This is a genomic window from Streptomyces laurentii, assembly GCF_040635425.1.
GTDB classification, from domain to species: Bacteria; Actinomycetota; Actinomycetes; order Streptomycetales; family Streptomycetaceae; genus Streptomyces; species Streptomyces laurentii.
Genome location: NZ_JBEYHT010000044.1, coordinates 23,387 through 44,708 on the forward strand (window position 1 = coordinate 23,387; position 21,322 = coordinate 44,708).

Consider the following 21,322-nt stretch of genomic DNA (forward strand, 5'->3'; position numbering starts at 1 on the left):
GTGAGCGACAGGGGGAGGACGCATGGCGGGGGCGGGACCCGGTGCGGAGACGGCTCCGGGCGCGGCGGGGAGCGGGCGTACGGGAACCCGGCCGCCGGTGCCGGCCGGCGCGGCGGCCGGTGAACCCGGGGGTGGCCGGCTGTGCGACCTGGTGTGCGACGGACTGCGCGAACGGATCGTCACGGGCCGGCTCCGGCCGGGGGACCGGCTGGTCGAACGCGAACTCGCCGCGGAATTCGGCGTCTCCCGCGTCCCGGTCCGTGAGGCCATCCGCATGCTCCTCGGCGAGGGCCTCCTCCAAGCGGTCTCCCCGCGCCGGATCGTCGTCCGCGAGCTGACCCGGCGGGACGTCGAGAACCTCTTCGACATGCGCGAGGCCCTGGAGGTGCTGGCCGTCCGCCGCGCCGCCGAACACCGCACGGACATCGAACTGCGTACCCTCTCCCGGCTGCTCGTCGCCTCCCGCACCGCCGCGGCGGCGGGCGACCCCGAACGCCTCGCCCGCGCCGACGCCGCCTTCCACGCCCGGATCGTGCGCATGTCGCGCAACGAGCTGCTGGTGGACACCCTGGACACGCTGGAGGGACGGCTGCGCTGGTTGTTCCGGCAGGTCGAGGAGCCGGGGCCGCGAGGAGAGGGACAGCGCCTGCTCTACGAGGCGATCGGCGCGGGTGACGCGGAGGGTGCCGCCCGGATCACTCTGGCGCGGGTGCGGGCCAGTCGGCGGGTGGCCCTCCGGGTGCTGTTCGACGCCTGAGGGCTCCCCGATTCATGCGACGGACAGGGACCGGGGCTCAGCGGTGCTCGGGGTTGGCGAAGTCCGGCCGGCAGCCCGCGTCCCACTGGGCGCGCTGGTTGCCGTGCGCGGGGATTCCGCCGGCCCGCTTGATCAGGGCGCCCAGATGCATCAGGTTCCATGCCATGAAGGAGGTGTTGCGGTTGGTGAAGTCGTTCTCCGGGCCGCCGGAGCCCGGGTCGAGGTAGGAGGGCCCGGGGCCGGCCTCGCCGATCCAGCCCGCGTCGGCCTGCGGCGGGATCGCGAACCCGAGGTGCTGGAGGCTGTAGAGCACGTTCATCGCGCAGTGCTTGACGCCGTCCTCGTTGCCGGTGATCAGACAGCCCGCGACCCGGCCGTAATACGCGTACTGCCCCTCCTCGTTGAGGATTCCGGAGCAGGCGTACAGTCGCTCGATCACCCGCTTCATCACCGAGCTGTTGTCACCGAGCCAGATCGGCCCGCACAGCACCAGGATGTCGGCGGCCATCACCCGCTCGTACAGTCCCGGCCAGGCGTCCGACGCCCAGCCGTGCTCGGTCATGTCGGGCCAGACCCCGGTCGCGATGCCGTGGTCCGCCGCCCGGACGAGCGAGGTCACGACGCCCTGCTCGGTCATCACCGCCCGGCTGCGTTCGATCAGGCCGTCGGTGTTGCTCACCTCGGGGGAGCGTTTGAGGGTGCAGTTGACGTACAGCGCGCTGAGGTCGTCGTAGCGGTACGGGCTGGTGGGCATCGGCCGACTCCTCGCGGGCTGGCAGGGGGACCCTCCCAGCCTGCGAGGCGCGCGCCGGGCGGGCCAGCGCGGCGCGCCCGAACGCGTGAGACCGCGGGGGAGAGGGCCGGCCCGGGATGGGCGAGACGGGGAGGCGGGCCGCACACGGACGCCGGCCCGCCCGGACCCGAGGGTCCCGGCGGGCCGGCGCGGTGGTGCGGTGGCGCGGACCGGTCCGAGCCGGTGCGGCGAGGGCCAGCCGACGGTCAGCCGACGGTCAGCGAGGTGTCGTCGACGACGAAGGAGGTCTGGAGCTTGGACCCCTCCGTGCCGGTGAACCGCACCGTCACCGTCTGCCCCGCGTAGGCGGCGAGGCTGAAGCCGCGCTGCACGTAGCCGCTCGACGCGTTGAGGTTGGAGTACGTGGCAAGGGTGGACAGGACCGTGCCGGCGCTGTTCACGACCTCGACCTTGAGGGTGTCGTACGCGGTGGTCGTGGTGGTCTCGGCGGTGTCGATCCGGGTGTAGAAGCCGAAGGTGGCCTTGGTGCAGCCGGCCGGGATCGTCACGTTCTGGGAGAGCGTGTCGGTGTGGGCGGCGCCGTAGCCGCTCAGCCATGCCTTGTACGAGCCGGTGCGCGCCGGGCGCGTGGCGTCGTTGGTGACGACGTCGGTCGAGCCGGTCCAGCCGGTGGCGCCGGACTCGAAGCCCGGGTTGGCGAGCAGCTGGCCGGCGGTGCAGGTCGTGCCGCCGCCTCCGCCACCGCCGCCACCCGTGGTGCCCTGGGAGAGCCACTCGGTGGCGTTCAGGGCGAGCGCCGCGTTGGTGCCGGCGGGGTCGTTCCAGCCGTCGTACAGCGTGTTGCCGCTCTGGCCGGTGCCGTCGTCGATCGGCGAGCTGTCGCCCCAGAACGCGACCCGGCCGCCGCCGAAGGAGCTGGTGGCGAAGAAGGCCCCGGTGTTTCCGGAGGAGCCGGTGCGGTAGACGAGGCCCTTGACGGACGGGTTGTCGGCCGGCTTGAGGGTGGCCGTGGTGCCGCTGCGGATGATGCTGCCGGTGACCTTGCCGAACGCGCCGTTCAGTACCGGGTCGGTGGTGTCGGCGATGGCGCGCGGGTTGTCGGTCTGGATGTTGGCGACATCGACGCTGAAGCCGAACGGGTCGGTGTTGTCGACCCCGTTGTCCGTCATCAGGTCGTTGATGATCGCCAGCGCGTCCCAGCCGTCGTTGTTGCGGTCGGCGTTGGTGTGGTCGGAGACGAGGAAGAGTCCGCCGCCGTTCTGCACGAACTTCATGACCGCGGTCTTCTCGCTCGCGCTGAGCCGGATGTTGGGCTCGGGCAGCACGAAGGTGTCGAAGTTCGCGAGGTCGGTCGCGGCGGAGGTGCCGTAGGTGATGGTGCCGCCCGACGGCAGGGTCTTGAGCGCGTAGCGCCCGGTCTTCTGGAGCGCCACGCCCCAGGCGGACAGGGCTCCGGTCCAGTCCTTCTCGGTCTGCGGCGAGGGGTTCTGGGTGAGCGGATCGGGCTGGCCGGTGCCGATGATCCAGTCGGCGTTTCCGGCGGTTTCCGCCTTGGAGTTGTCGAAGAGGACGCGCCGCGGCGCCGCGGCGGCGACCGCGGCACCGGCCGAGGCACCGGCCGAGGCGCCGGGTGTGGTGGCGCGCGGCGCGGCGACGGCGGACGAGCCGAGCGCGGGCGCCGCGGCGGCGGCGAGCAGGGCGCCGCAGGCGGTCAGGGTGGCGAAGCGGCGGGTGGACCTTCCGAGTCCGGGCATCCGTCAGACCTCCGTGAGGGGGGTGAGGGGCAACAGCGGTGCGGACGGCCATTCTTCGCGCGTAGAACATCGATTCCAGGACGCCCCGCACTCGCGCGATTGAACGGTACATGACCAGAAGGGTTTGGTGGAACGCCATACTCCGTGGGGAGGTTGGGGGATTCTTGTGTGCTGCTGGCATGGCGGGCGGGGGTGGCGTACGGCGGTGAGCCCCGCCCTCTCGTACGGCCCCGGCGCGCACGGCGCACGCGACGCCGGGCGGGCGTACGGAGGCGCGCCGGCGGTGCGGAGCCGGCGCGCCGGGGCTCAGCGGTCGACCGGCAGGCCCCGCGGCTCCTTGACGCGCTTCATGATGATCTGCGAGTTGACCTCGGTGACTCCCGCCAGCGTGGTCAGCCGCTCGATCCACAGCCGCTCGTACGCCGCGAGATCGGCGACCGCGATCCGCAGCAGACACCCGGGGCTGCCGAAGAGGCGGTACGCCTCGATCACGTCCGGGATGTCCTGGAGCGCCTCCTCGAACGCCTCCACCGTCTCCCGGTCCCGCCGCACCTCGACGGACACCAGCACCTCGAAGCCCCGGCCCACCGCCTCCGGGTCGATGACCGCGCGATAGCCCTGGATCACGCCGTCCTGTTCCAGCTGGCGCACCCGGCGCAGACAGGGGGAGGCGCTGAGGCCCACGCGCTGGGCCAGCTCCTGGTTGCTCAGCCGGCCGTCCTGCTGGAGTTCGCGCAAGATGTGGAGATCAATCCGGTCCATGACGCAATTGTCCACCACGGACGGCAGGCATCCGGGGTGAGATCGCAATCGCATTGTGCGCCTCTTGACCTATCGTTGCCGCGCACCCCCCACGGAAGGACGTATCCCCATGAAGTGGTCGCGCGACGACCGGCCGCGCCGCGTCGTGGTCATCAGCACCGGCGGCACCATCGCCAGCCGCTGGACCGGCAGCGGGTACGCCGCCGACGCCTCCGGCGACGACGTCGTGGCCACCGCCGCCGTCCCCGACCACGTGACCGTCGAGGTCGTCGACCTCTTCAACGTCAACAGCTCGCGGATGACCACCGACCGCCAGCTGGCCCTGCTGCGCGCCGTCCACGAGACGCTGGCCGACCCGGGCGTCGACGGCGTCGTCGTCACCCACGGCACCGACACCCTGGAGGAGTCGGCCTTCTTCGTGGACCTGCACCACACGGACCCCCGCCCGGTGGTCTTCACCGGCGCCCAGCGCCCCTTCGGCGCGGGGGACGGCGACGGTCCGGCCAACCTCTACGACGCCCTCCAGGTCGCCGCCACCGTGCGCGGCCTCGGCGTCCTCGTCGTCTTCGACGGACTCGTGCACGCGGCGCGCGGCACCGTCAAGACCAAGACGCTCGCCTCCGACCCCTTCGCCGACCCGTCCGGCGAGCGCGTCGGCCGCCTCGGCTTCGGGCGGGTCGACATCGACCGCGAGCCCGTGCGGCCCGCGTCGATCCCGCTGCCCGCCGACGGCCGCCCCGCTCCGCGCGTCGACATCGTCATGCACCACTCCGACGGCGATCCGGTCCTCTTCGACGCGGCCGTCGCCGCCGGCGCGCGCGGCGTCGTCCTCGTCGGCACCGGCGCGGGCAACGCCACCCCGGAGATCGCCGCGGCCGTCGCCCGTGCCGTCGATCAGGGCGTCCATGTCGTCCTGTCCACCCGGGTCTCCGCCGGTCCCGTCGCCGAGGTCTACACGGGCGGCGGCGCCGTCGACCTGGCCGCCGCCGGAGCGGTCCTGGCCGGCACGCTGCGGCCCGGCCAGGCCCGGATCGCCCTGCTGGCGGCCCTGCTCGCCGACATGCCGTCGACGGAACACCGGACGGCTCTGCTCCGGACCCTCCTCGGGGGCCCTGAGAACCCTGATCCGGCGGTCGCGGTGGCAGCCGCCGCCGCGTAGGCGCCGAGTCCGGGCGGTCCCGCACCCCTTGCCCGTCCCTCAGGGGCGTGTCGGGGGTGCGGGGCCGTTCGGGCTCAAGGCTGCGGTGGGTTAATCCGATATTCATTCCGAAAGTGGGATGAATCGATTACGGAGCCACCCTCATGACGCCGACCGCCCTCGCCCCCACGGCCCCCGCACCCGCCACCCCCGTCACCCCTGACGCGCCCGACACGCTGGACCGGGAGGCGGCCGCCCTGTTCGACGCGGCGGCCTGGCAGGAGACGGTGACCCGCTGGGCCGAACCGCCCGCGCCGCCCGCCCCCGTACGGGACGAGCCCCCGGCCCCCGACTGGCGCCGGCTGCTGTCCGTCCCCGTCGACCGCCTGGTGGCCGACGCCCTCGCCGCCGTCGACGAACCGTCCGTGGCCCGGCCCGCGCCCCAGCCCGCCGCACGGCCCCTCCCGGGCCGCCTCGGCGCGATCCTCCCCGACCGGCTCCACCTCTGGCGCCGCATCGGCAGCCCCGACGTGCTCCCCTCGGTCCACCTGGCGCACGCCCGGTGCGTCCTGACCGAGTGGGGCTGGCAGAACACCCCGTACAGACTCCGCGACGCCCGCGGCGCGCGCTGCGTCTGCGGCGCCATGGTCACCGCCCACCGGCTCGGCTACGGCAGCGCCGCCACCCTCGACGAGGCCGGGTCCTGGATGCTCGAAGAACTGCGCTCCCGTGGCTGGAACGGACTGGTCGGCCCCTGGAACCGCGCCCCTGGCCGCACCGCCGCCGACGCCCTCGCCCTCGTCGACGCCACCATCCGGCGGGCGGCCCGCGCCGGGCGCTGAACCCGCGGCGACAGGGTGCGTGCTGTGGTGCGATTACCCGGGAGGTAATCGCACCGGCCGGTGTCGGTGAGAATGTCGATCCCGCCGCGTCGAACGGACGACGCGGATGCCGGATCGGAGTGATGCGTCGTGTCCATGGCCGCCACCGCGACCACCCGCGCTGTCGTGGAGGAGTTGCTGCGCCGGATCGGTGCGGGCGACCCGGAGGAGATCGCCGCGCTGTACGCCGAGCGGAGCGACTGGAAGCTGAACTGGCCCGAGGCCGAGCACGGCCGCGCCGCGACCCCCTGGATCCGGCACCGTTCCACCCGCGCCGATGTCGTCGCCCACTACCGCGAACTCGCCGCGCACCATGTGCCCGGACAGGCCGCCACCGCGATCGAGCGCGTCCTGGTCGACGGCCCCGACGCGGTCGTGATGGGCGAGATCCGCCAGACCGCCCGTTCCACCGGGCGCGCCTACCGTGCGCGATTCGCTCTGCACGTCACGGTCGAGGACGGCCTCGTCACCCGGCACCACGTCTACGAGGACAGCCTCGCCGTCGCCCAGGCCTTCGACTAGGGCCTTTCGTCCGGATCAGGCGCCGGGGCCCCCTATGTGTTTGGTCAAGGCCGAAGGCCAGTAGGTTCGTGCGGTCAAGGGCGGGCCGGGCTGTAGGGGTGTGCATGAGTGATAGACAGGTGACGATCAAGCTCACGAGTGACGAGGCACTGGTGCTGTCGCACTGGCTGGAGAAGCTCCAGATGACGGACCTCAGCCGCGTTGTCGACGATCCGGCGGTCTGGGCGCCGATCCATCGGATCGCCGGAACGCTCGACAAGGCGCTTCCTGAGCTGTTCGCGCCTGACTATGACCAGCGGCTTGAGGCGGCTCGTCAGCGGCTTCGGCCGGAGGGCTGATCGAGCAGTCTGGACTCCTCACCCGGCCGCAGCGGGTTGGGGCTCGTAGAAGTCTTCCCGACCGGGGTGACGGCGGTGGCGTGGTGTTCGCCCTTGCCGACGTCCAGGCCGAGGAAGACGTCGATGTCGCCGGTGTCGATCACGTGCAGGCCCCTCCGGTTATGCCTTCGTCCGGCCTTGCCTCGGCACCGAGCTGCCACATCCACGTTACGGAGAGCTCTTCCGGCCTTGGGTGAAGCCGGTGCTCAAGCCCCTCATCAGCGGTCCGTCGATGCCTTCGGGCCCGGTGACACCACCCCCCGGATCATCAACCGCAACAAGGGGGGAAGTCATGCCGGACCCGAAGGCCGGAGGCCCCATGCGGAGCCACGAAAAAGACATCCGATGGGGTTAGTAGGTCAAGCCGCGATGCTTAGTAGGTGTTTTTGATCCTGCAGCAGGCCCTGGCAGGGATTGCCACGACCGTGGGGCTATCGAGGCTGGAGGTAGGTGCCGAAAAACCGGTGGTACGCGGTCCTCGGACGGGAGACACTCACCAGCTATGTCGACGACGCCACCGCCCGGCCCGCTGTGTACGCGTGATTCACTCGCCTCGGAGCTGCGTGACATCGGCCTACGCCCTGGTGAGACCCTCCTCGTGCACTCCTCCCTCAGCTCGCTCGGCTGGGTCTGCGGCGGCCCCGGCGCTGTTGTGTTGGCACTGCTCGACGTCCTCGGCGACGACGGGACGTTGGTGGTGCCGACGCATTCCGGGGACAACTCGGATCCGGCGAACTGGAACAGTCCGTCCGTGCCTGAGGCATGGTGGGCGGACATCAGGGCATCGATGCTGCCTTACGACCCGCGCACCACGCCCACGCGCGGTGTGGGCGCGATCCCCGAGACCGTCCGTAACTGGCCAGGGGCTGCCCGCAGTGCGCATCCGCAGACCTCATTCGCGGCCATAGGCCCGCGCGCCTCCACGATCCTGGACGGCCACGCTCTGGACTGCCGGCTTGGCGAACGCAGTCCGCTTGCCCGTTTGGAAGACGTCCGGGCGCGGATCCTCCTGCTGGGCGCGGGCTTCGAATCCTGCACGGCGTTTCACCTGGCCGAGTACCGGATTCCCGCACCGCAGGTCGACAACTCCTTCGCCATCATGACCCCACAGGGCCGCCGCTGGAGCACCGTGCGAGATACGGCGATCACCGATGACGGCTTCGATGACCTGGGCGCGGCCTTCGAGCAGGAACGCCCCATAACACGAGGTACGGTGGCCGCAGCCGAAGCTCGGCTGTTCTCCCTGACTGACGCCGTCGCATATGCCCAGGTCTGGTTGGCCGAGCACCGCCCAAGCGCGGCATCGATCCCAATGCTGTCCTGAGAGTAGATCAGCTGGTGCGCTTGGCTTTCCTCGTCCAGTTGTCGGTGCGGGGGCTCTTGCGGGTCAGGCGTCGGGTCATCATGGTGATGAGTGCCCAGTTCAGGTGTGCTTCGGAGTGCTGGGGCAGGCGTTCGTAGTCGCGTGCGTTGCGGCGGGCGTTCATGCACCAGCCGATCGTCCGCTCGACTTTCCAACGGCGAGGAAGGACGACGAAGCCCTTGGTGCCCTTGGGCCTGGAGACGATGCGCAAGGTGAGCCAGAGGCGTTCGCGGGCCCAGTCCACGAGTTCGCCGGCATAGCCGCGATCTGCCCAGACCTGGGTGATCTGCGGTTGGGTGAGACGGAGCCGCCAGAACACGTCGCGGGCGGCGTCACGGTCCTGGATGTCGGCGGGCGTCACCGTGATCATCACCGGCAGGCCGAGCGTGTCCACCGTGATATGTCGCTTGCGACCGTTGATCTTCTTCGCGGCGTCATAGCCCCGGCTGTTGCGGCCCACGGTGGAGGCGCCCTTGACCGACTGGGAGTCCACGATCAGCGTCACCGGGTGCGGGCAGCGGTTCTTGCCGGTACGGATCCTCCGGCGGAGCTGATCACGGATGTAGGTGACAACCCCGGCCCGGTTCCACCTCCAGAAAAACCCGTAAACCGTCTCCCACGGGGGGAAATCCGCAGGCAGAGCCCGCCACTTCGCACCGTTGTCGACGATGTAGCGGATGCCGTCGACGATCTCCCGCCGCGGCCACTTCTCCGGATGCCCGCCGGTCATGGTCTGGCAGGCAGGGATGGGCAGCAGGGGTTCCAGAAGAGCCCATTCGGCAACGGAGGTGTCGGACGGGTAGCGGCGGCGACGGGAAGCAGCGGGCATGGCGGGCTCGGCAGAGGCGATCGGCTGTGGACGGGGGCTATTTGGAGAGCTGGGCGAGGGTGGCGCGGACGCCGGTGAGCTGGGCGGTGGCGAGCTGGGCCCATTCGTCGTCTGGGTAGCGGGCCAGGTGGGGGTCGAGCGTGCCCGTGATCACCCGGGTGAGGCGGCCGAGGATCTGCCGGAACTGCCGCTTGTCGTACTCGATCCAGTCCGCGGGGTCGTCGGAGAACATGAACCCGTCCCGGCGGGTCCATGTGATCGGTGTCGGGTTCTCCGCGGCGACGACGTCGCGGACGTGCCGGATGCCGCGGCCGACCTGCGAGCGGGTCAGACGGGTGGCGGACATGAGCTGGTAGGTGTGCAGACCCGCAGGGCGTGCTTCCATCAGGGCGACGCGGACTAGGTCGCCGTAGTGCTCGGCCAGCGGCAGCGCCTCCCTGCGACGTGGCATGGCCTACTCGCCCTTGAGGAGCTGGACCAGCTGCTCGTCCAGGGTGAACTCGCCGTTGTCGAGCGCCCCTTCGAGCCAGTCCGCCGCCGCGCGGACCCGGCCGCTCTGACGCCTCACGGTCTCGCGCTCGTCCTCGGTGAACTCCTGCCCGCGCAGCTGCGGGACCAGCCGTCCCAGGGTGGCCACGAAGCTGTGGCAGGAGCCGACCAGGTCGAGGTACTCGATGGTGTGCTCGATCGCGCGAACGGCCGGGGTGCGCTCCCGGATCCGGTCCCGCGTCTCGTTGGAGTTGTCGAACTGGGCACGGTTGACGAGCATCCGGGTGGTGTCGTCGCGCATCGCCTTCCGGGCGACGGCCGGGCGGCGCAGCAGGTCCGTGGTCACCTGCTGGGCGACGGTGTCGTCCCTGGTCAGCTCCGTGACGACCCGCACCCGTTCGGCCGGGGTGACGTGCTCGGTCACCGTCGGCCGCTTCAGCAGGCCGGTGGCGACCTGGGCGGCAACCTCGTCGTCCCGGGTCAGGTCGGCCACGGCCTGGACCTTCTCATCGACCGTGACCGGCCGGTCGACCCGCTGGCCGACGACCCGCTTCGCGCCGTCCGGTGTCCACTGCCGAGCGCCAGTGCGCGGATTGAACGGCGCGTCCTCGATCGCCGCCCACCGCTCGTCATCGTCCACGACCGACGCGAGGATGCGGTGAACCGTGAACGACACGCCCTCCTTGCGGCGCTTTTCCGGCCAGCGGTTGGCGGTGTAACGCCAGTCCTCCACCGTCCGGCGCTCCACCCCGATGTCGTCCGCGAACATCTGCAACGACTCCGTCACGGTGAACAGGTCGTCCGTGCCGTTCGGCATCGACCCGCCCACCGCCCTCATCGGCTCGATCTCCAACGCCATGTCACCCAGGGCGAACTGCGCGCGGGCGACCTGCGCGATCAGTTCCTTCGCCTGGCTGACGAGCTGTTCATAACGCTGCCGGGTGACGTTCCCGATCCGGTCGGTCACGTCGGTCATGATGACCACCGTCCTCGCCCGGGTCAGGCCCGGTCACCACGACGGGACCGGTCAAAGGGGCGCCGGCCCCGGTCACCGTCCACCGTGACGCGCGCGCGACACGCCGGGGCAGGGCGTGAACCAGGGGCGCTCGAAGCGCTCGGTAGTCGCTCCCAACTACCCTGTAAAACAAGGGTTGTTCAAGGTGTTCGCGAGGCGTTCGGCTACGGCGTGTCCGTAACGCCGTTCCGTGACGCCCGCCGCTGACGGCAGGCCCGCACCCGGCAACGGTCCGAGCAGTACACCGCCGCCTTCGACCGCTCCACTCCCACCGTCCACGACCGCCCGCAGACCGGGCACTCAACTTGCTCTCCCCGCTGCATCGCAGCCACCCGCTGCCGTGTCTGCTGAAGCCTCCGCCACCGCCGTGACCTGCACCGACCCGAGCAGAACACCGCCTCCGCCACCATCGTCTGCGGCAGCGGATCACCGCACTCCCGGCAGTACCGCCGAGCCGTCCCGCCAGCCCCCACAACTCAGATCATCCAGGCGCACGCACCTTACCGCCAGGGATCAAAAACACCTACTTAGTTCGAGCTTCGGTGCCGTGGGGAAGGCGGTGGTCTCGCTGTAGGGCGTGCCGTTGGCGAGGCAGTGGTGGAGGCAGCCCAGGAGCCGGTTGTAGAGGTTGCGCTGGGCCGAGGTGTGGCGGTCGCCGGTCTTGCGTCGGCGATCGTAGTGAGCTCTGGCGCCAGGTGAGGCGGTGAGGGAGGCGAAGGCCCAGACGTAGCCGACCGCGGCCAGGCGCTGGTTCTTGACCCGGCGGACCATCACCGTGTGGCTCTTGCCTGAGGCGCGAGTGACGGGTGCTGATCCGGCATAGGCCTTGAGCGCCTTGGCATCGGCGAAGCGGCTGCGCTCGTCGCCGATCTCGGCCAGGACCCGGGCTCCGCTGAGCGCGCCGAGGCCCGGGAAGCTGGTGATGACCGCCGCGTCCGGGTGCTGCTCGAACAGCTCGACCGAGGCTTCGGCGAGGCTGTCCGCAGCGGCGCAGGCGGCCTCGAACTTCCCCAGCAGGGCCAGGGCCTGGCGGCCCATCGCGGTCTCGACGAGCGGGAGCTGGCGCATCTGCGGAACACGCAGCATGGCGTGCAGGCGCTCGACCTCGGCCTCGATGCCGCGCTGGCGGCCGGCACGCTTGAGTACCGCCTTCAGCTGGATTCGGCTGAGCCGGGCGGCTTGCCGGGGAGTCGGTGCAGCGGCCAGCAGAGTGCGGGCCAGCGGCACGTTGAGGCCCCCTGTGATCGGCTGGACGGCGGCGAGGTAGCCGGGGAAGTACTCACGCAGGTGAGAGCGGAGCTTGTTACCGGCCCGCGTGCGGTCCCAGACGGCATCCTGCTGGGCGCGGGCCAGGACTGCGACGGCCTGGGCGAGCTCGCTGTCGGCCGGGAGCTGGCGGTGCGCGTCTGCGTCAGTGCGCAAGATGTTTGCCAGCACCATCGCGTCGAGGTGGTCGGACTTCTTGCGCGAAACTGTGTGGCGCTCGCGATAGCGGGCGGCCGCCATCGGGTTGACGGCGTAGACGGGGCGGCCGGTGGACCTGAGACAGGCGACCAGCAGGCCGCGGGAGGTCTCGATCGCCACTGGTATCTGATCACCGGGGTTGTCGCCGTGTTCGGCCAGGAGGTCGAGCAGCTGTTGCAGGCCGGCTGCGTCATCGCCGATCCGGGCCCGTCCGAGGAGCTTGCCGTCGCCGTCGACGAGGGCGACGTCGTGGTGGTCGCTGGCCCAGTCGATCCCGCAGAACGCCTTCATGCGTGTCTCTCACGTCCTTCTGTCCGATGTGTATATCCGCTGGTCAAGGCCAGTGCGGAGGCACGCGACTCCCCAATGGAAGGGCTCTGGGCCCGTCATCCGATTGGTCGTTCGTGACCCCAGCTGACCGCAGGGGCCTCGGTCTGTGCAGGAGCTCGAAGGCGTCCCGGCGAAGTGAGAGGTTCACCCGGCAGAGGGCTCGGACCACGAACGTCAACGGCCTGATCATCCGATTGGTTCCGGCCGAGAGAAGCGCGCAGCAGAGCGGGTTGGCCTTGACGCCGCCCTCACTACCGCGGGCCCTCGGTGGCAATCGGCCAGCACCCAGGGCCAAGTCTTGACCGAGTGCTCAAGGGCTCCGGGGGTGTGTATGGCTCACCGGATGCTGGCTGATCGCCACCGAGGTGAAGCCGGTGGCCGCGATCTTTTTCGAGGTCTCCTGGACCGGGTAACGGGTAGCAGTCCACCGGCTTCATCCCCCATTAGGTAACGGGGAGGGCTGCGACCGCGGTGGCCCGGACGTGCGTCCGGAGTCGCCCGGCCGCCTCGCGGCGACGGACGACTCCGGACAGGGTGCGTCAGGTGGACGCGCCCGGCCCCGGCGGGCCGGACGCGTCGGGATCAACGGTTCTGCAGGGCCTTGACGTTGTCGCCGAAGGACCAGCCCTTCGAGCCGTCCCAGTTGATGGACCACGTCATGAGGCCCTTGAGCGAGCCGTTGAACGTGTTCCACGCCTGGCCGACCTGGCTGGGCGCCATGTAGCCGCCGCCCGCGCCGGGCTGCGCCGGCAGGCCGGGCACCTGCTTGTCGTACGGCACCTTGATCGTGGTGCCCTGGATGGTCAGGCCTTTGTCGAGGCAGGTCGTCTGAGCGGCGAAGCCCTCCACAGTGCCGGCCTGGTACGAGTCGCCCGAGCAGCCGTACATGCTGCCGTTGTAGTACTGCATGTTGAGCCACCACAGCCGGCCGTTGTCCACGTACTTCTTCACGATCGGCAGGTACGAGCCCCAGATGGACCCGTAGGTGACGCTGCCGCCGGTGACGTACGCGGTCTCGGGCGCCATCGTCAGACCGAAGCCCGCCGGCATCTTGGCGAGCACGCCGTCGATGATGCGGATCAGGTTGGACTGGGAGGCGGACAGGGTGTTGATGTTCCCACTGCCGGACAGACCGGTCTCGATGTCGATGTCGATCCCGTCGAAGTTGTACTTCTTGAGGATCGGGACGACCGTCTCCACGAAGCGGTCGGCGACTTTGCTCGACGACAGGTCGATGCCCGCGGCCGCGCCGCCGATGGACATCAGGATCGTGGCGCCCTTCGCCTTGGCCTCGCACATCTCCGTCGGCGTCGACACCTTCACACCCGCGTCCATGCCGTTCTCCCACAGGACGGTTCCGTCCGAGAGAATCACCGGGAAGGCGGCGTTGACGACGTTGTAGCCGTGCTGGGCGATCCGGCTGTCGGTGATGGGAACCCAGCCCATACCGGGGTGGACGCCGTTCGCGGCGCCGTCCCAGTTCTCCCAGTACCCCTGCAGCACCTTGCCGGCCGGCTTGGGCTTCGTGGCACAGGTGGCGTCGCCCGGAGGGTCGGTGGGCGGAGGTGTGGTGGGCGGTGGCGTGGTCGGCGGGGGTGTGGTGGGCGGTGGAGTCGTGGGTGGCGGCGTGGTCGGCGGGAGCGTCGTGCCACCGGGGCCGGTGAGCGACACGTCGTCCGCGAAGTACGCGGGCGTCCCGTACCAGCCGTGCAGGTAGACCGTCACCGATGTGGTGTTCGCACCGGTGGTGAAGTCGACGCTGAGCTCGCTGTACGACGAGGAGTCGGGCGTCCAGGTCTGCGGCTCGCTGGTGGCACCGGTACCGCTGGCGCCGAGGTAGACGTAGCTGCCCTGGACGAAGGCGCTCAGCGTGTACTTCGAGTTGGGCTGCACGCTGACCGTCTGGGTGCACTGAGCGTTGCCCAGGCCGGACGGTGTGGCCTCCAGCGCGGACGAGCCGGAGTGTGCCGGGCTGCTGACGACCGCGCCGGAGTCATTGGCGCAGGACCAGCCGGAAAGACCGCTCTCGAAGCCGGAGTTGGCTATCAGGTTGGTGCCGGCGGCGCCGGCCGGGGCGGAACCGACCAGGGTGACGCAGGCGCCGATGACGCCGGCGGCGCTCACCCCGGCGAGCGTACGGGTCAGGACGGTCGAGCCGCGCCGAGTCCGGACGGCGGCCGAATGCCCGTCATCCACCTCGGGCAGAGTGCGAATCCTCCGACGGAACATGCTGTGCTCCATTCTCGCCACGTGCCGTGGGTGTGAGCGTGCGTGAGGGGGGCGTGGACGCACGGCCCCGGATGCAACGGGAGAGATGCAGTGCGGCGATCGACGGGATCGTAGAAGGGGTGGCCGGACCGGTCAATAGGTCTGGACCAAAGGTGAACGACTGCCCGGTGTTCCACTTGTCGGAACGTGACAGACCGGGCACAGACCGGCGAATCGCATGCACGCGAGCCCGGCCCAGCGTGAGGGCGCGGCCTGTCCGGCAGCGTGTTATGCCGTCCGGGTGGGAGGTGAGATGACTCCATGTGCGGGCCCCGGTGTGAGGAAACGGCGGTCTCGGCAGGTCACCGCCGTTCGCCGACGGTGGCGATGAGGACAGTGGACTCGAAGCGGCCCGCGGGTTTGTCGAATCGCGTGATCGGCACCGCCGTGTCCGCCATCGGATTCCCTCCAGTGGCCCCGCCGGCCCCGCACCGGCCTGCCCGACGCCGAGATCACCACGGCCTGGGTGCGGCCGACGTCCGGCGGATTCCGGGGAGAACCTTTTCGGCCACCGGACTAGCCTGAGGGTATGGGCAGCGGTGGTCTGACCGGGGTGTTCCTGTGCGGAGACGTGATGCTCGGCCGGGGGATCGACCAGATCCTTCCCCACCCCCTCGACCCCGTCCTCACCGAGCGGTACGTGCACGACGCCCGCGACTACGTGGCCCTCGCCGAGGCGGTCTCCGGCCCCGTGCCCCGGCCGGTCGCCCCCGGCTACCCCTGGGGCGATGCCCTGGCCCTGATCGACGCCGCCCGGCCCGCCGCCCGCGTGGTCAACCTGGAGACCTCGGTGACCCGCCACGCCGTGCCGTTCCCCGGCAAGGCCGTCCACTACCGCATGGATCCGGCCAACCTGCCCGCGCTGACCGCCGTACGCCCCGACGTGGTCGGCCTCGCCAACAACCACGTCCTCGACTACGGCCGGCGCGGACTCGACGACACCCTCGCAGCGCTCGGCGCCGCCGGGCTGCGCACCGCGGGCGCGGGCGCGGACGCCGGGGCGGCCCGCCGGCCCGCGACCGTTCCGCTGCCCGGCGGACGCCGCCTGGTCGTCCACGCGCTCGGTCTCGCGTCCAGCGGAGTGCCCCGCGACTGGGCCGCCACGGCCCGGCTCGGCGGAGTCCACTACGGCGCGGGGCCGCACGGTGGCGCCGCGACCCGGCTCCTGGCCCGGCTGCGGGCCGACCGCCGCCCCGGCGATCTCGTCGTCGTGTCGGTCCACTGGGGCTCCAACTGGGGGTACGCCCTCGCCCACGACGAAGTCGCCTTCGGGCACGCCCTCGTCGACGCCGGCGCCGACCTCGTCCACGGCCACTCCTCGCACCACCCGCGGCCCCTGGAGACGTACCGCGGCCGGCTCGTCTTGCACGGCTGCGGCGACTTCGTCAACGACTACGAGGGCATCACCGGACAGGAGGGCTACCGTGACGACCTGCGGCTCCTCTACTTCGTCACCGTGCACGACGAGGACGGCACCCTGGCGGAGGTACGGCTCGTCCCGCTGCGCAGCCACCGGCTGCGCCTCGAACCGGCCGGGGAACGCGACACGCGATGGCTCCACGACACACTCGGCCGGATCAGCCGCCCCTACGGGATACGGATCACCCCCGCGCCCGCGGAGGACGGCGGCCCCCCGGCCCTGACGGCCCGGCCCGCCGGCTGACCGGCATCAACCGGGCTGACCGCGCGGACCACGGACCACGGGCCGCGGGCCGCGGACCACGGGCCACGGACGAGAGATCACGGAGGCGAAGGACGAACGACAGACCACCGACCACGGACAGGAAGGCGAGCGGACCATGTACTTCACCGACCGCATCGACGCCGGCAGGCAGCTCGCCGCACGGCTCACCGGCCTCCGGGCCCCGGACGCGGTGGTCCTCGGACTGCCGCGCGGGGGAGTGCCCGTCGCCGCCGAGGTCGCCGACGCGCTCGGCGCGCCTCTCGACATCTGTCTCGTCCGGAAACTGGGTGTGCCCTACCAGCCCGAGCTGGCCATGGGCGCGATCGGCGAGAACGGAGTGCGTGTCCTCAACGACCAGGTGATCGCCCAGGCCGGCATCACCGCACGCGACCTCGCCCTCGTCGAGGACCGCGAGCGGACCGTCCTCGCCGAGCGGGCCCGCCGCTACCGCGGCGACCAGGCCCCCGCCGACCTGACCGGCCGTACCGCGGTCGTCGTCGACGACGGCTTCGCCACCGGCGCGACCGCGCTCGCCGCCTGCCAGGTGGTACGGGCCCGGGGCGCGGACCGGATCGTGCTGGCCGTACCCGTCGCGCCGGCCGGCTGGACCGCCCGGGTCTCCGGCGTGGCGGACGACACGTACTGCGTCCACGAACCGGAACTCTTCTACGCCATCGGCCAGTTCTACCGCGACTTCGGGCAGACCACGGACGAGGAGGTCGTCGCGGCGTTGCGGCCGCGCCGCGGGGTCCCGGACACGGACACCGAGGTACGGATCCCGCTCGGCGCCGGCGGCGCCGGCGAACCCGAGGTCGGCGGGCACCTCACCGTGCCCGCCGGGGCCACCGGCGTCGTCCTGTTCGCGCACGGCAGCGGCAGCAGCCGGCACAGCCCGCGCAACCGGGCCGTCGCCGCCACCCTCAACCGGGCCGGACTCGGCACGCTCCTGTTCGACCTGCTGACCGAGGACGAGGCCGCCGACCGGAACAACGTCTTCGACACCCCGCTGCTCGCCCTGCGGTTGCGCCGGGCGACCGACTGGCTCGCCGGCCGGCCCGGCACCGACGGGCTGAACACCGGCTACTTCGGGGCCAGTACGGGCGCCGCCGCCGCGCTGTGGGCGGCCGCCGAGTCCGGGGACCGGGTGGCCGCGGTGGTCTCCCGGGGCGGCCGGCCCGACCTCGCCGGGGAGCGGCTGCCCGAGGTCGCCGCCCCGACCCTGCTCATCGTCGGCGGCGCCGACCCGCAGGTCCTCGACCTCAACCGGCGGGCCGAGGCGATGCTGCGCTGCGAGCACCGGCTGGTCACCGTGCCGGGCGCCGGACACCTCTTCGAGGAGCCCGGCACCCTGGAGAGGGTGGGCGAGCTGGCGGCCGACTGGTTCGCGGCCCGGTTGTGAACAGCCCGGCTGTGAACCAGCCCGGAAGTGACCGTCCCGGCCGGGAGCCGGCGAACCCTCATCCGGGCGCGGGCGCGGGCGCGGGCCGGGGTCAGGCCGGGTCGGGATCGGGCACGGGGCTGCCGCCGACGATCCGGTCCACCGCCGCCGCGATCAGGGCGTCCCGCTCCTCCTCCGTGAAGACCTCCGGCAGCGTGAGCTGCTCGACGATCAGCCAGTTGAAGGCGAGGATCAGCAGTTTGACGGCGGTCGCGTCGCCGGGCAGCCCGGAGCCCTCGTGGTACGCGACGTTGGCGTCGACGTCCGCGCGGACCCGCTCGGTCAGGACCGCGCGCAGCGCGGGGCGCCGGGTGGCCTCCAGGCGCAGTTCGAGCAGGGCCAGATAGCCGGTACGGAAAGCGCTGACCCGGTCGACGAGTTCGCGCATCAGCTCCGTGTACGTCTCCCGGTCCGGGGTCGCCGCCCGCTGCCGCGCGATGGTCTCCTCGTCCGGCTGCAGCCGTTCGTAGACGCGCCCGCCCGCCTGGGTGAGCAGGTCGTCGCGGTTGGCGAAGTAGTTCGAGGCGGTTCCGGGCGGTACGGCCGCCTCGGTGTCCACGGCGCGGAAGGTGAGGCCGCGCGCGCCCTCCCGGGCGAGCACCTCGATCGCCGCGTCGACGAGCGCCGCCCGGCGCTCCGGATTCCTGCGCGCCATCGTCATCGCTCCCGTCGGCCGGACGTGCGGGCGTTGTCCCGCCCAGAGTACTACGGGCGGAGTGGACGATCGGGGCGAGAGGGGTGCGAGAGGGGCGATTACGGGGGACGAAGGGGGCGCGCCGGAACCGGCCGCCCCGGTGAACGGGGCGGCCGGGCGTGCACACACGGTCCTGCATGAACGGTGGTTCAGTCCGACGCGGTACCGGCCCACACCGGCCCCGTCCGGACCCGTCCCTCACGGTGGAGTAGACCACTCGGAAGCGTCAAGCGCCGTGCACGGCGTTGACGGAAAGGTCTGGACCAACTACCTTGCGGATGGCCCTCGTTCGGCGGTCCCACAGCCGCGGTTCCGGACCCGGGCCGCCCCCACACGGTCCCGCGACGCGTCCAGTACCCCTCACACGCGTCCCAGGGAGCCCCATGGACACCGGCAGAACCGTCCGCAGATCCCCGTTCCGCAGACCCCTGCTCCACAGATCCCCGTTACTCAGAACCTCGCTCTCCGGAACTCCGCTCTCCGGAAGCCGGTTCCGCGCACGCCCCGGATCCCGCCCCCGACGGCACCCCGGCGGCAGGGCCCTGCTCGTCCTGCTCGCCGCCCTGCTCCTTCCGCTCGCCGCGCTCACCGGCCCGGCCGCCGCCCCCGCCCGCGCCGCCGGCGTACTCACCGCGGAGTTCCACGCCGAGGACAACGGCAGCTGGTGGCGCGGCGTCCTCGTGGTCCGCAACGGCACCGCCACCGCGCTGAACGGCTGGACCCTGGAGTTCGACCTGCCCGCCGGCGTCAGCGTCACCTCCCACTACAACGGCGACGCCACCGTCACCGGCCGGCACGTCACCGTCCGCAACGCCCACTACAACGGCACCGTCGCGGCCGGCGGCTCCACCGATCCGTACAGTTACTGGTTCCTCGCCACCGGCCCGGTCGGCGCTCCCACCGGCTGCACCATCGAGGGCGGCAAGTGCGACGGCAGCCCCGACGTCCCGCCCACCGCGCCCGGCACCCCGCGCGCCACCGCCGTCACCGTGCGCACCGCCACTCTCGACTGGACGCCCGCCACGGCCGGCGACCACCCCGTGACCGGGTACGAGATCCTCTCCCGGGGCGCCGTCGTCGGCACCGCGTCCTCGACCTCGGGCACCGTCACCGGACTCGCCCCGGCCACCGCGTACACCTTCACCGTCCGCGCCAAGGACACCCGCGGCAACACCGGACCCGAGAGCCCGCCCGTCACCGTCACCACGGTCGACCCGGCCAGCGACCCCAACCCGCCCACCGCGCCCGGGAATCTGCGCTCCACCGGCGTCACCTCCTCCAGCGTGAGCCTGGCCTGGAACGCCGCCACCGACGACAAGGGCGTGGTCGCCTACGACGTCTACAAGGCCGGCGCGCTGACCCGCACCGTGCCGGGCGACACCACGAGCGTCACCGTCAGCGGCCTCGGCCCGGCCAACCCCTACACCTTCACCGTGCGTGCCCGCGACGCCGCCGACAACGCCTCGCCGCCCTCGAACGCGCTCACCGTCACCACCGCCGACCTGGCCCAGGGACGCCATCTGAAGGTCGGCTACTTCGCCCAGTGGGGCATCTACGGCCGCCAGTACTTCGTCAAGAACCTCGACACCTCCGGCGCCGCCGCCTCCCTCGATGTCGTCAACTACGCCTTCGAGAACATCGACCCGGTCAACCTCACCTGCCTCAGCGGGGTCACCAAGGGCGTCGGCACCGACCCGCAGGATCCCGACCAGGGCACCGGCGCGGGCGACGCCGACGCCGACTACGCCCGCCCGTTCAGCGCCGCCCAGTCCGTCGACGGGGTCGCCGACGACGGCTGGGGCAAGCTGCGCGGCAACCTCAACCAGCTGAAGAAGCTCAAGGCCAAGTACCCCAAGCTGAAGGTCGTCGTCTCCCTCGGCGGCTGGACCTACTCCAAGTACTTCTCCGACGCCGCCGCCACCCCGGCGTCCCGGCAGAGGCTCGTCCGCTCCTGCGTCGACCTGTGGATCAAGGGCAACCTGCCCGTCTACAACGGCGCGGGCGGCGAGGGCGTCGCCGCCGGCATCTTCGACGGCATCGACCTCGACTGGGAATGGCCCGGCTCGCCCGACGGCCACCCCGGCAACCACTACAGCGCCCAGGACAAGGCGAACAACGCCGCCCTGGTCGCCGAGTTCCGCAAGCAGCTCGACGAACTCGGCGGCGAGCACCGGCTGCTGACCGCCTTCACCCCCGCCGACCCGGTCAAGATCGGGCAGGGCTGGGACCTCGGCACCGTCCGCGCCGACCTCGACTACGCCATGGTCCAGGGCTACGACTTCCACGGCGCGGGCAGTGACAACTCCTGGGAGCCCAACCGCACCGGGCACCAGGCCAACCTCACCACCGACGCCCAGGACCCGTACAACTTCCACTTCAGCGTCGACGACGCCGTCAAGCCGTACCTGGACGCCGGGGTCAGCCCGCGCAAGATCACCATCGGCATCCCGTTCTACGGACGGGGCTGGCAGGGCGTCACCGACGGCGGCGCGGCCGGCGAATGGCAGAGCGCGACCGGCGCCGCGCCCGGCCAGTTCGCCGAGGAGGCGGGCGTACGCGGCTACTCCAACCTGCTCGCCTCGGTGCCGGGTCTCACCGTCCACCACGACGAACAGTCCGGCGCCACCTACGGCTACACCGGACCGGGCGGCCAGTGGTGGAGCTTCGACGACGCCTGGTCCATCGGCCGCAAGACCGACTACCTGAAATCCAAGGGCCTGCTCGGCGTCTTCATCTGGGAGATGTCAGGCGACACCGCCGGCGGCACCCTGATGAACGCCCTGCGCACCGGCCTCGGCTGACC

Annotated in this window: 18 protein-coding genes and 1 pseudogene; 9 read left to right on the top strand and 10 right to left on the bottom strand. The window is 71.5% G+C overall.

The features are described from left to right. Positions 1 to 22: 22 nt before the first annotated feature. Entirely contained in the window at positions 23 to 757 is a 735-nt protein-coding gene (locus ABZ693_RS24605; RefSeq protein ID WP_359881065.1) for a GntR family transcriptional regulator, read from the top strand. Between the two features lie 37 nt (positions 758 to 794). On the opposite strand, the gene ABZ693_RS24610 is transcribed toward ABZ693_RS24605, so the two are convergent. The 3 genes from ABZ693_RS24610 to ABZ693_RS24620 all read right to left on the bottom strand — a co-directional run bounded on the left by ABZ693_RS24610 (position 795) and on the right by ABZ693_RS24620 (position 4,027). Next, on the bottom strand, positions 795 to 1,511 hold the full coding sequence (locus ABZ693_RS24610) for a flavodoxin family protein (RefSeq protein WP_359881068.1): 717 nt from the start codon (positions 1,509 to 1,511) through the stop codon (positions 795 to 797). Positions 1,512 to 1,756: 245 nt separating this feature from the next. Then, positions 1,757 to 3,265: a hydrolase gene (locus ABZ693_RS24615; protein ID WP_359881071.1), complete on the bottom strand. Its 1,509-nt coding sequence runs from the start codon at positions 3,263 to 3,265 to the stop codon at positions 1,757 to 1,759. Between the two features lie 306 nt (positions 3,266 to 3,571). Further along, a complete protein-coding gene (locus tag ABZ693_RS24620; protein ID WP_359881074.1) occupies positions 3,572 to 4,027 on the bottom strand; it encodes an Lrp/AsnC family transcriptional regulator in 456 nt (151 codons plus the stop codon). Positions 4,028 to 4,136: 109 nt separating this feature from the next. Between ABZ693_RS24620 and ABZ693_RS24625 the strand changes: the two genes are divergently transcribed. The 4 genes from ABZ693_RS24625 to ABZ693_RS24640 all read left to right on the top strand — a co-directional run bounded on the left by ABZ693_RS24625 (position 4,137) and on the right by ABZ693_RS24640 (position 6,906). Then, on the top strand, positions 4,137 to 5,186 hold the full coding sequence (locus ABZ693_RS24625) for an asparaginase (RefSeq protein ID WP_359881076.1): 1,050 nt from the start codon (positions 4,137 to 4,139) through the stop codon (positions 5,184 to 5,186). Positions 5,187 to 5,329: 143 nt separating this feature from the next. Beyond that, positions 5,330 to 6,007, top strand: a complete 678-nt coding sequence (locus tag ABZ693_RS24630) for a DUF6197 family protein (protein ID WP_359881079.1) — start codon at positions 5,330 to 5,332, stop codon at positions 6,005 to 6,007. Positions 6,008 to 6,142: 135 nt separating this feature from the next. Continuing rightward, complete coding sequence (locus ABZ693_RS24635; RefSeq protein ID WP_359881081.1) at positions 6,143 to 6,568, top strand: nuclear transport factor 2 family protein; 426 nt, start codon at positions 6,143 to 6,145, stop codon at positions 6,566 to 6,568. Positions 6,569 to 6,672: 104 nt separating this feature from the next. Next, a complete protein-coding gene (locus ABZ693_RS24640; RefSeq protein ID WP_359881084.1) occupies positions 6,673 to 6,906 on the top strand; it encodes a hypothetical protein in 234 nt (77 codons plus the stop codon). 5 nt (positions 6,907 to 6,911) lie between these two features. Here ABZ693_RS24640 and ABZ693_RS24645 read toward each other — a convergent pair. Further along, positions 6,912 to 7,049 (bottom strand): annotated as a pseudogene (locus ABZ693_RS24645) (IS110 family transposase); the annotation flags it as partial. A 398-nt stretch (positions 7,050 to 7,447) separates the two neighbouring features. On the opposite strand from ABZ693_RS24645, the gene ABZ693_RS24650 reads away from it, so the two are divergent. Beyond that, positions 7,448 to 8,269: an AAC(3) family N-acetyltransferase gene (locus ABZ693_RS24650; protein WP_359881087.1), complete on the top strand. Its 822-nt coding sequence runs from the start codon at positions 7,448 to 7,450 to the stop codon at positions 8,267 to 8,269. Between the two features lie 7 nt (positions 8,270 to 8,276). On the opposite strand, the gene ABZ693_RS24655 is transcribed toward ABZ693_RS24650, so the two are convergent. From ABZ693_RS24655 to ABZ693_RS24675, 5 genes are all read right to left on the bottom strand, one after another. Beyond that, a complete protein-coding gene (locus ABZ693_RS24655; RefSeq protein WP_359881090.1) occupies positions 8,277 to 9,137 on the bottom strand; it encodes an IS5 family transposase in 861 nt (286 codons plus the stop codon). 37 nt (positions 9,138 to 9,174) lie between these two features. Next, entirely contained in the window at positions 9,175 to 9,588 is a 414-nt protein-coding gene (locus ABZ693_RS24660; RefSeq protein WP_359881093.1) for a hypothetical protein, read from the bottom strand. A gap of 3 nt (positions 9,589 to 9,591) precedes the next feature. Then, entirely contained in the window at positions 9,592 to 10,602 is a 1,011-nt protein-coding gene (locus ABZ693_RS24665; RefSeq protein WP_359881096.1) for a DUF6192 family protein, read from the bottom strand. Between the two features lie 552 nt (positions 10,603 to 11,154). Next, entirely contained in the window at positions 11,155 to 12,396 is a 1,242-nt protein-coding gene (locus ABZ693_RS24670; RefSeq protein ID WP_359881099.1) for an IS110 family RNA-guided transposase, read from the bottom strand. A 621-nt stretch (positions 12,397 to 13,017) separates the two neighbouring features. Beyond that, on the bottom strand, positions 13,018 to 14,664 hold the full coding sequence (locus ABZ693_RS24675; RefSeq protein WP_359881101.1) for a carbohydrate binding domain-containing protein: 1,647 nt from the start codon (positions 14,662 to 14,664) through the stop codon (positions 13,018 to 13,020). Positions 14,665 to 15,232: 568 nt separating this feature from the next. Between ABZ693_RS24675 and ABZ693_RS24680 the strand changes: the two genes are divergently transcribed. Next, entirely contained in the window at positions 15,233 to 16,366 is a 1,134-nt protein-coding gene (locus tag ABZ693_RS24680; protein WP_359881104.1) for a CapA family protein, read from the top strand. Positions 16,367 to 16,502: 136 nt separating this feature from the next. Further along, positions 16,503 to 17,786 carry a phosphoribosyltransferase family protein gene (locus ABZ693_RS24685; RefSeq protein ID WP_359881107.1) on the top strand — a complete coding sequence of 428 codons (1,284 nt, stop codon included), beginning with the start codon at positions 16,503 to 16,505 and terminating at the stop codon, positions 17,784 to 17,786. Positions 17,787 to 17,877: 91 nt separating this feature from the next. On the opposite strand, the gene ABZ693_RS24690 is transcribed toward ABZ693_RS24685, so the two are convergent. After that, entirely contained in the window at positions 17,878 to 18,480 is a 603-nt protein-coding gene (locus ABZ693_RS24690) for a TetR/AcrR family transcriptional regulator (RefSeq protein ID WP_359881109.1), read from the bottom strand. Between the two features lie 422 nt (positions 18,481 to 18,902). Between ABZ693_RS24690 and ABZ693_RS24695 the strand changes: the two genes are divergently transcribed. Continuing rightward, positions 18,903 to 21,320, top strand: coding sequence for a glycosyl hydrolase family 18 protein (locus ABZ693_RS24695; RefSeq protein WP_359881111.1), 2,418 nt, complete (start codon positions 18,903 to 18,905; stop codon positions 21,318 to 21,320). The last annotated feature ends 2 nt before the right edge of the window (positions 21,321 to 21,322 follow it).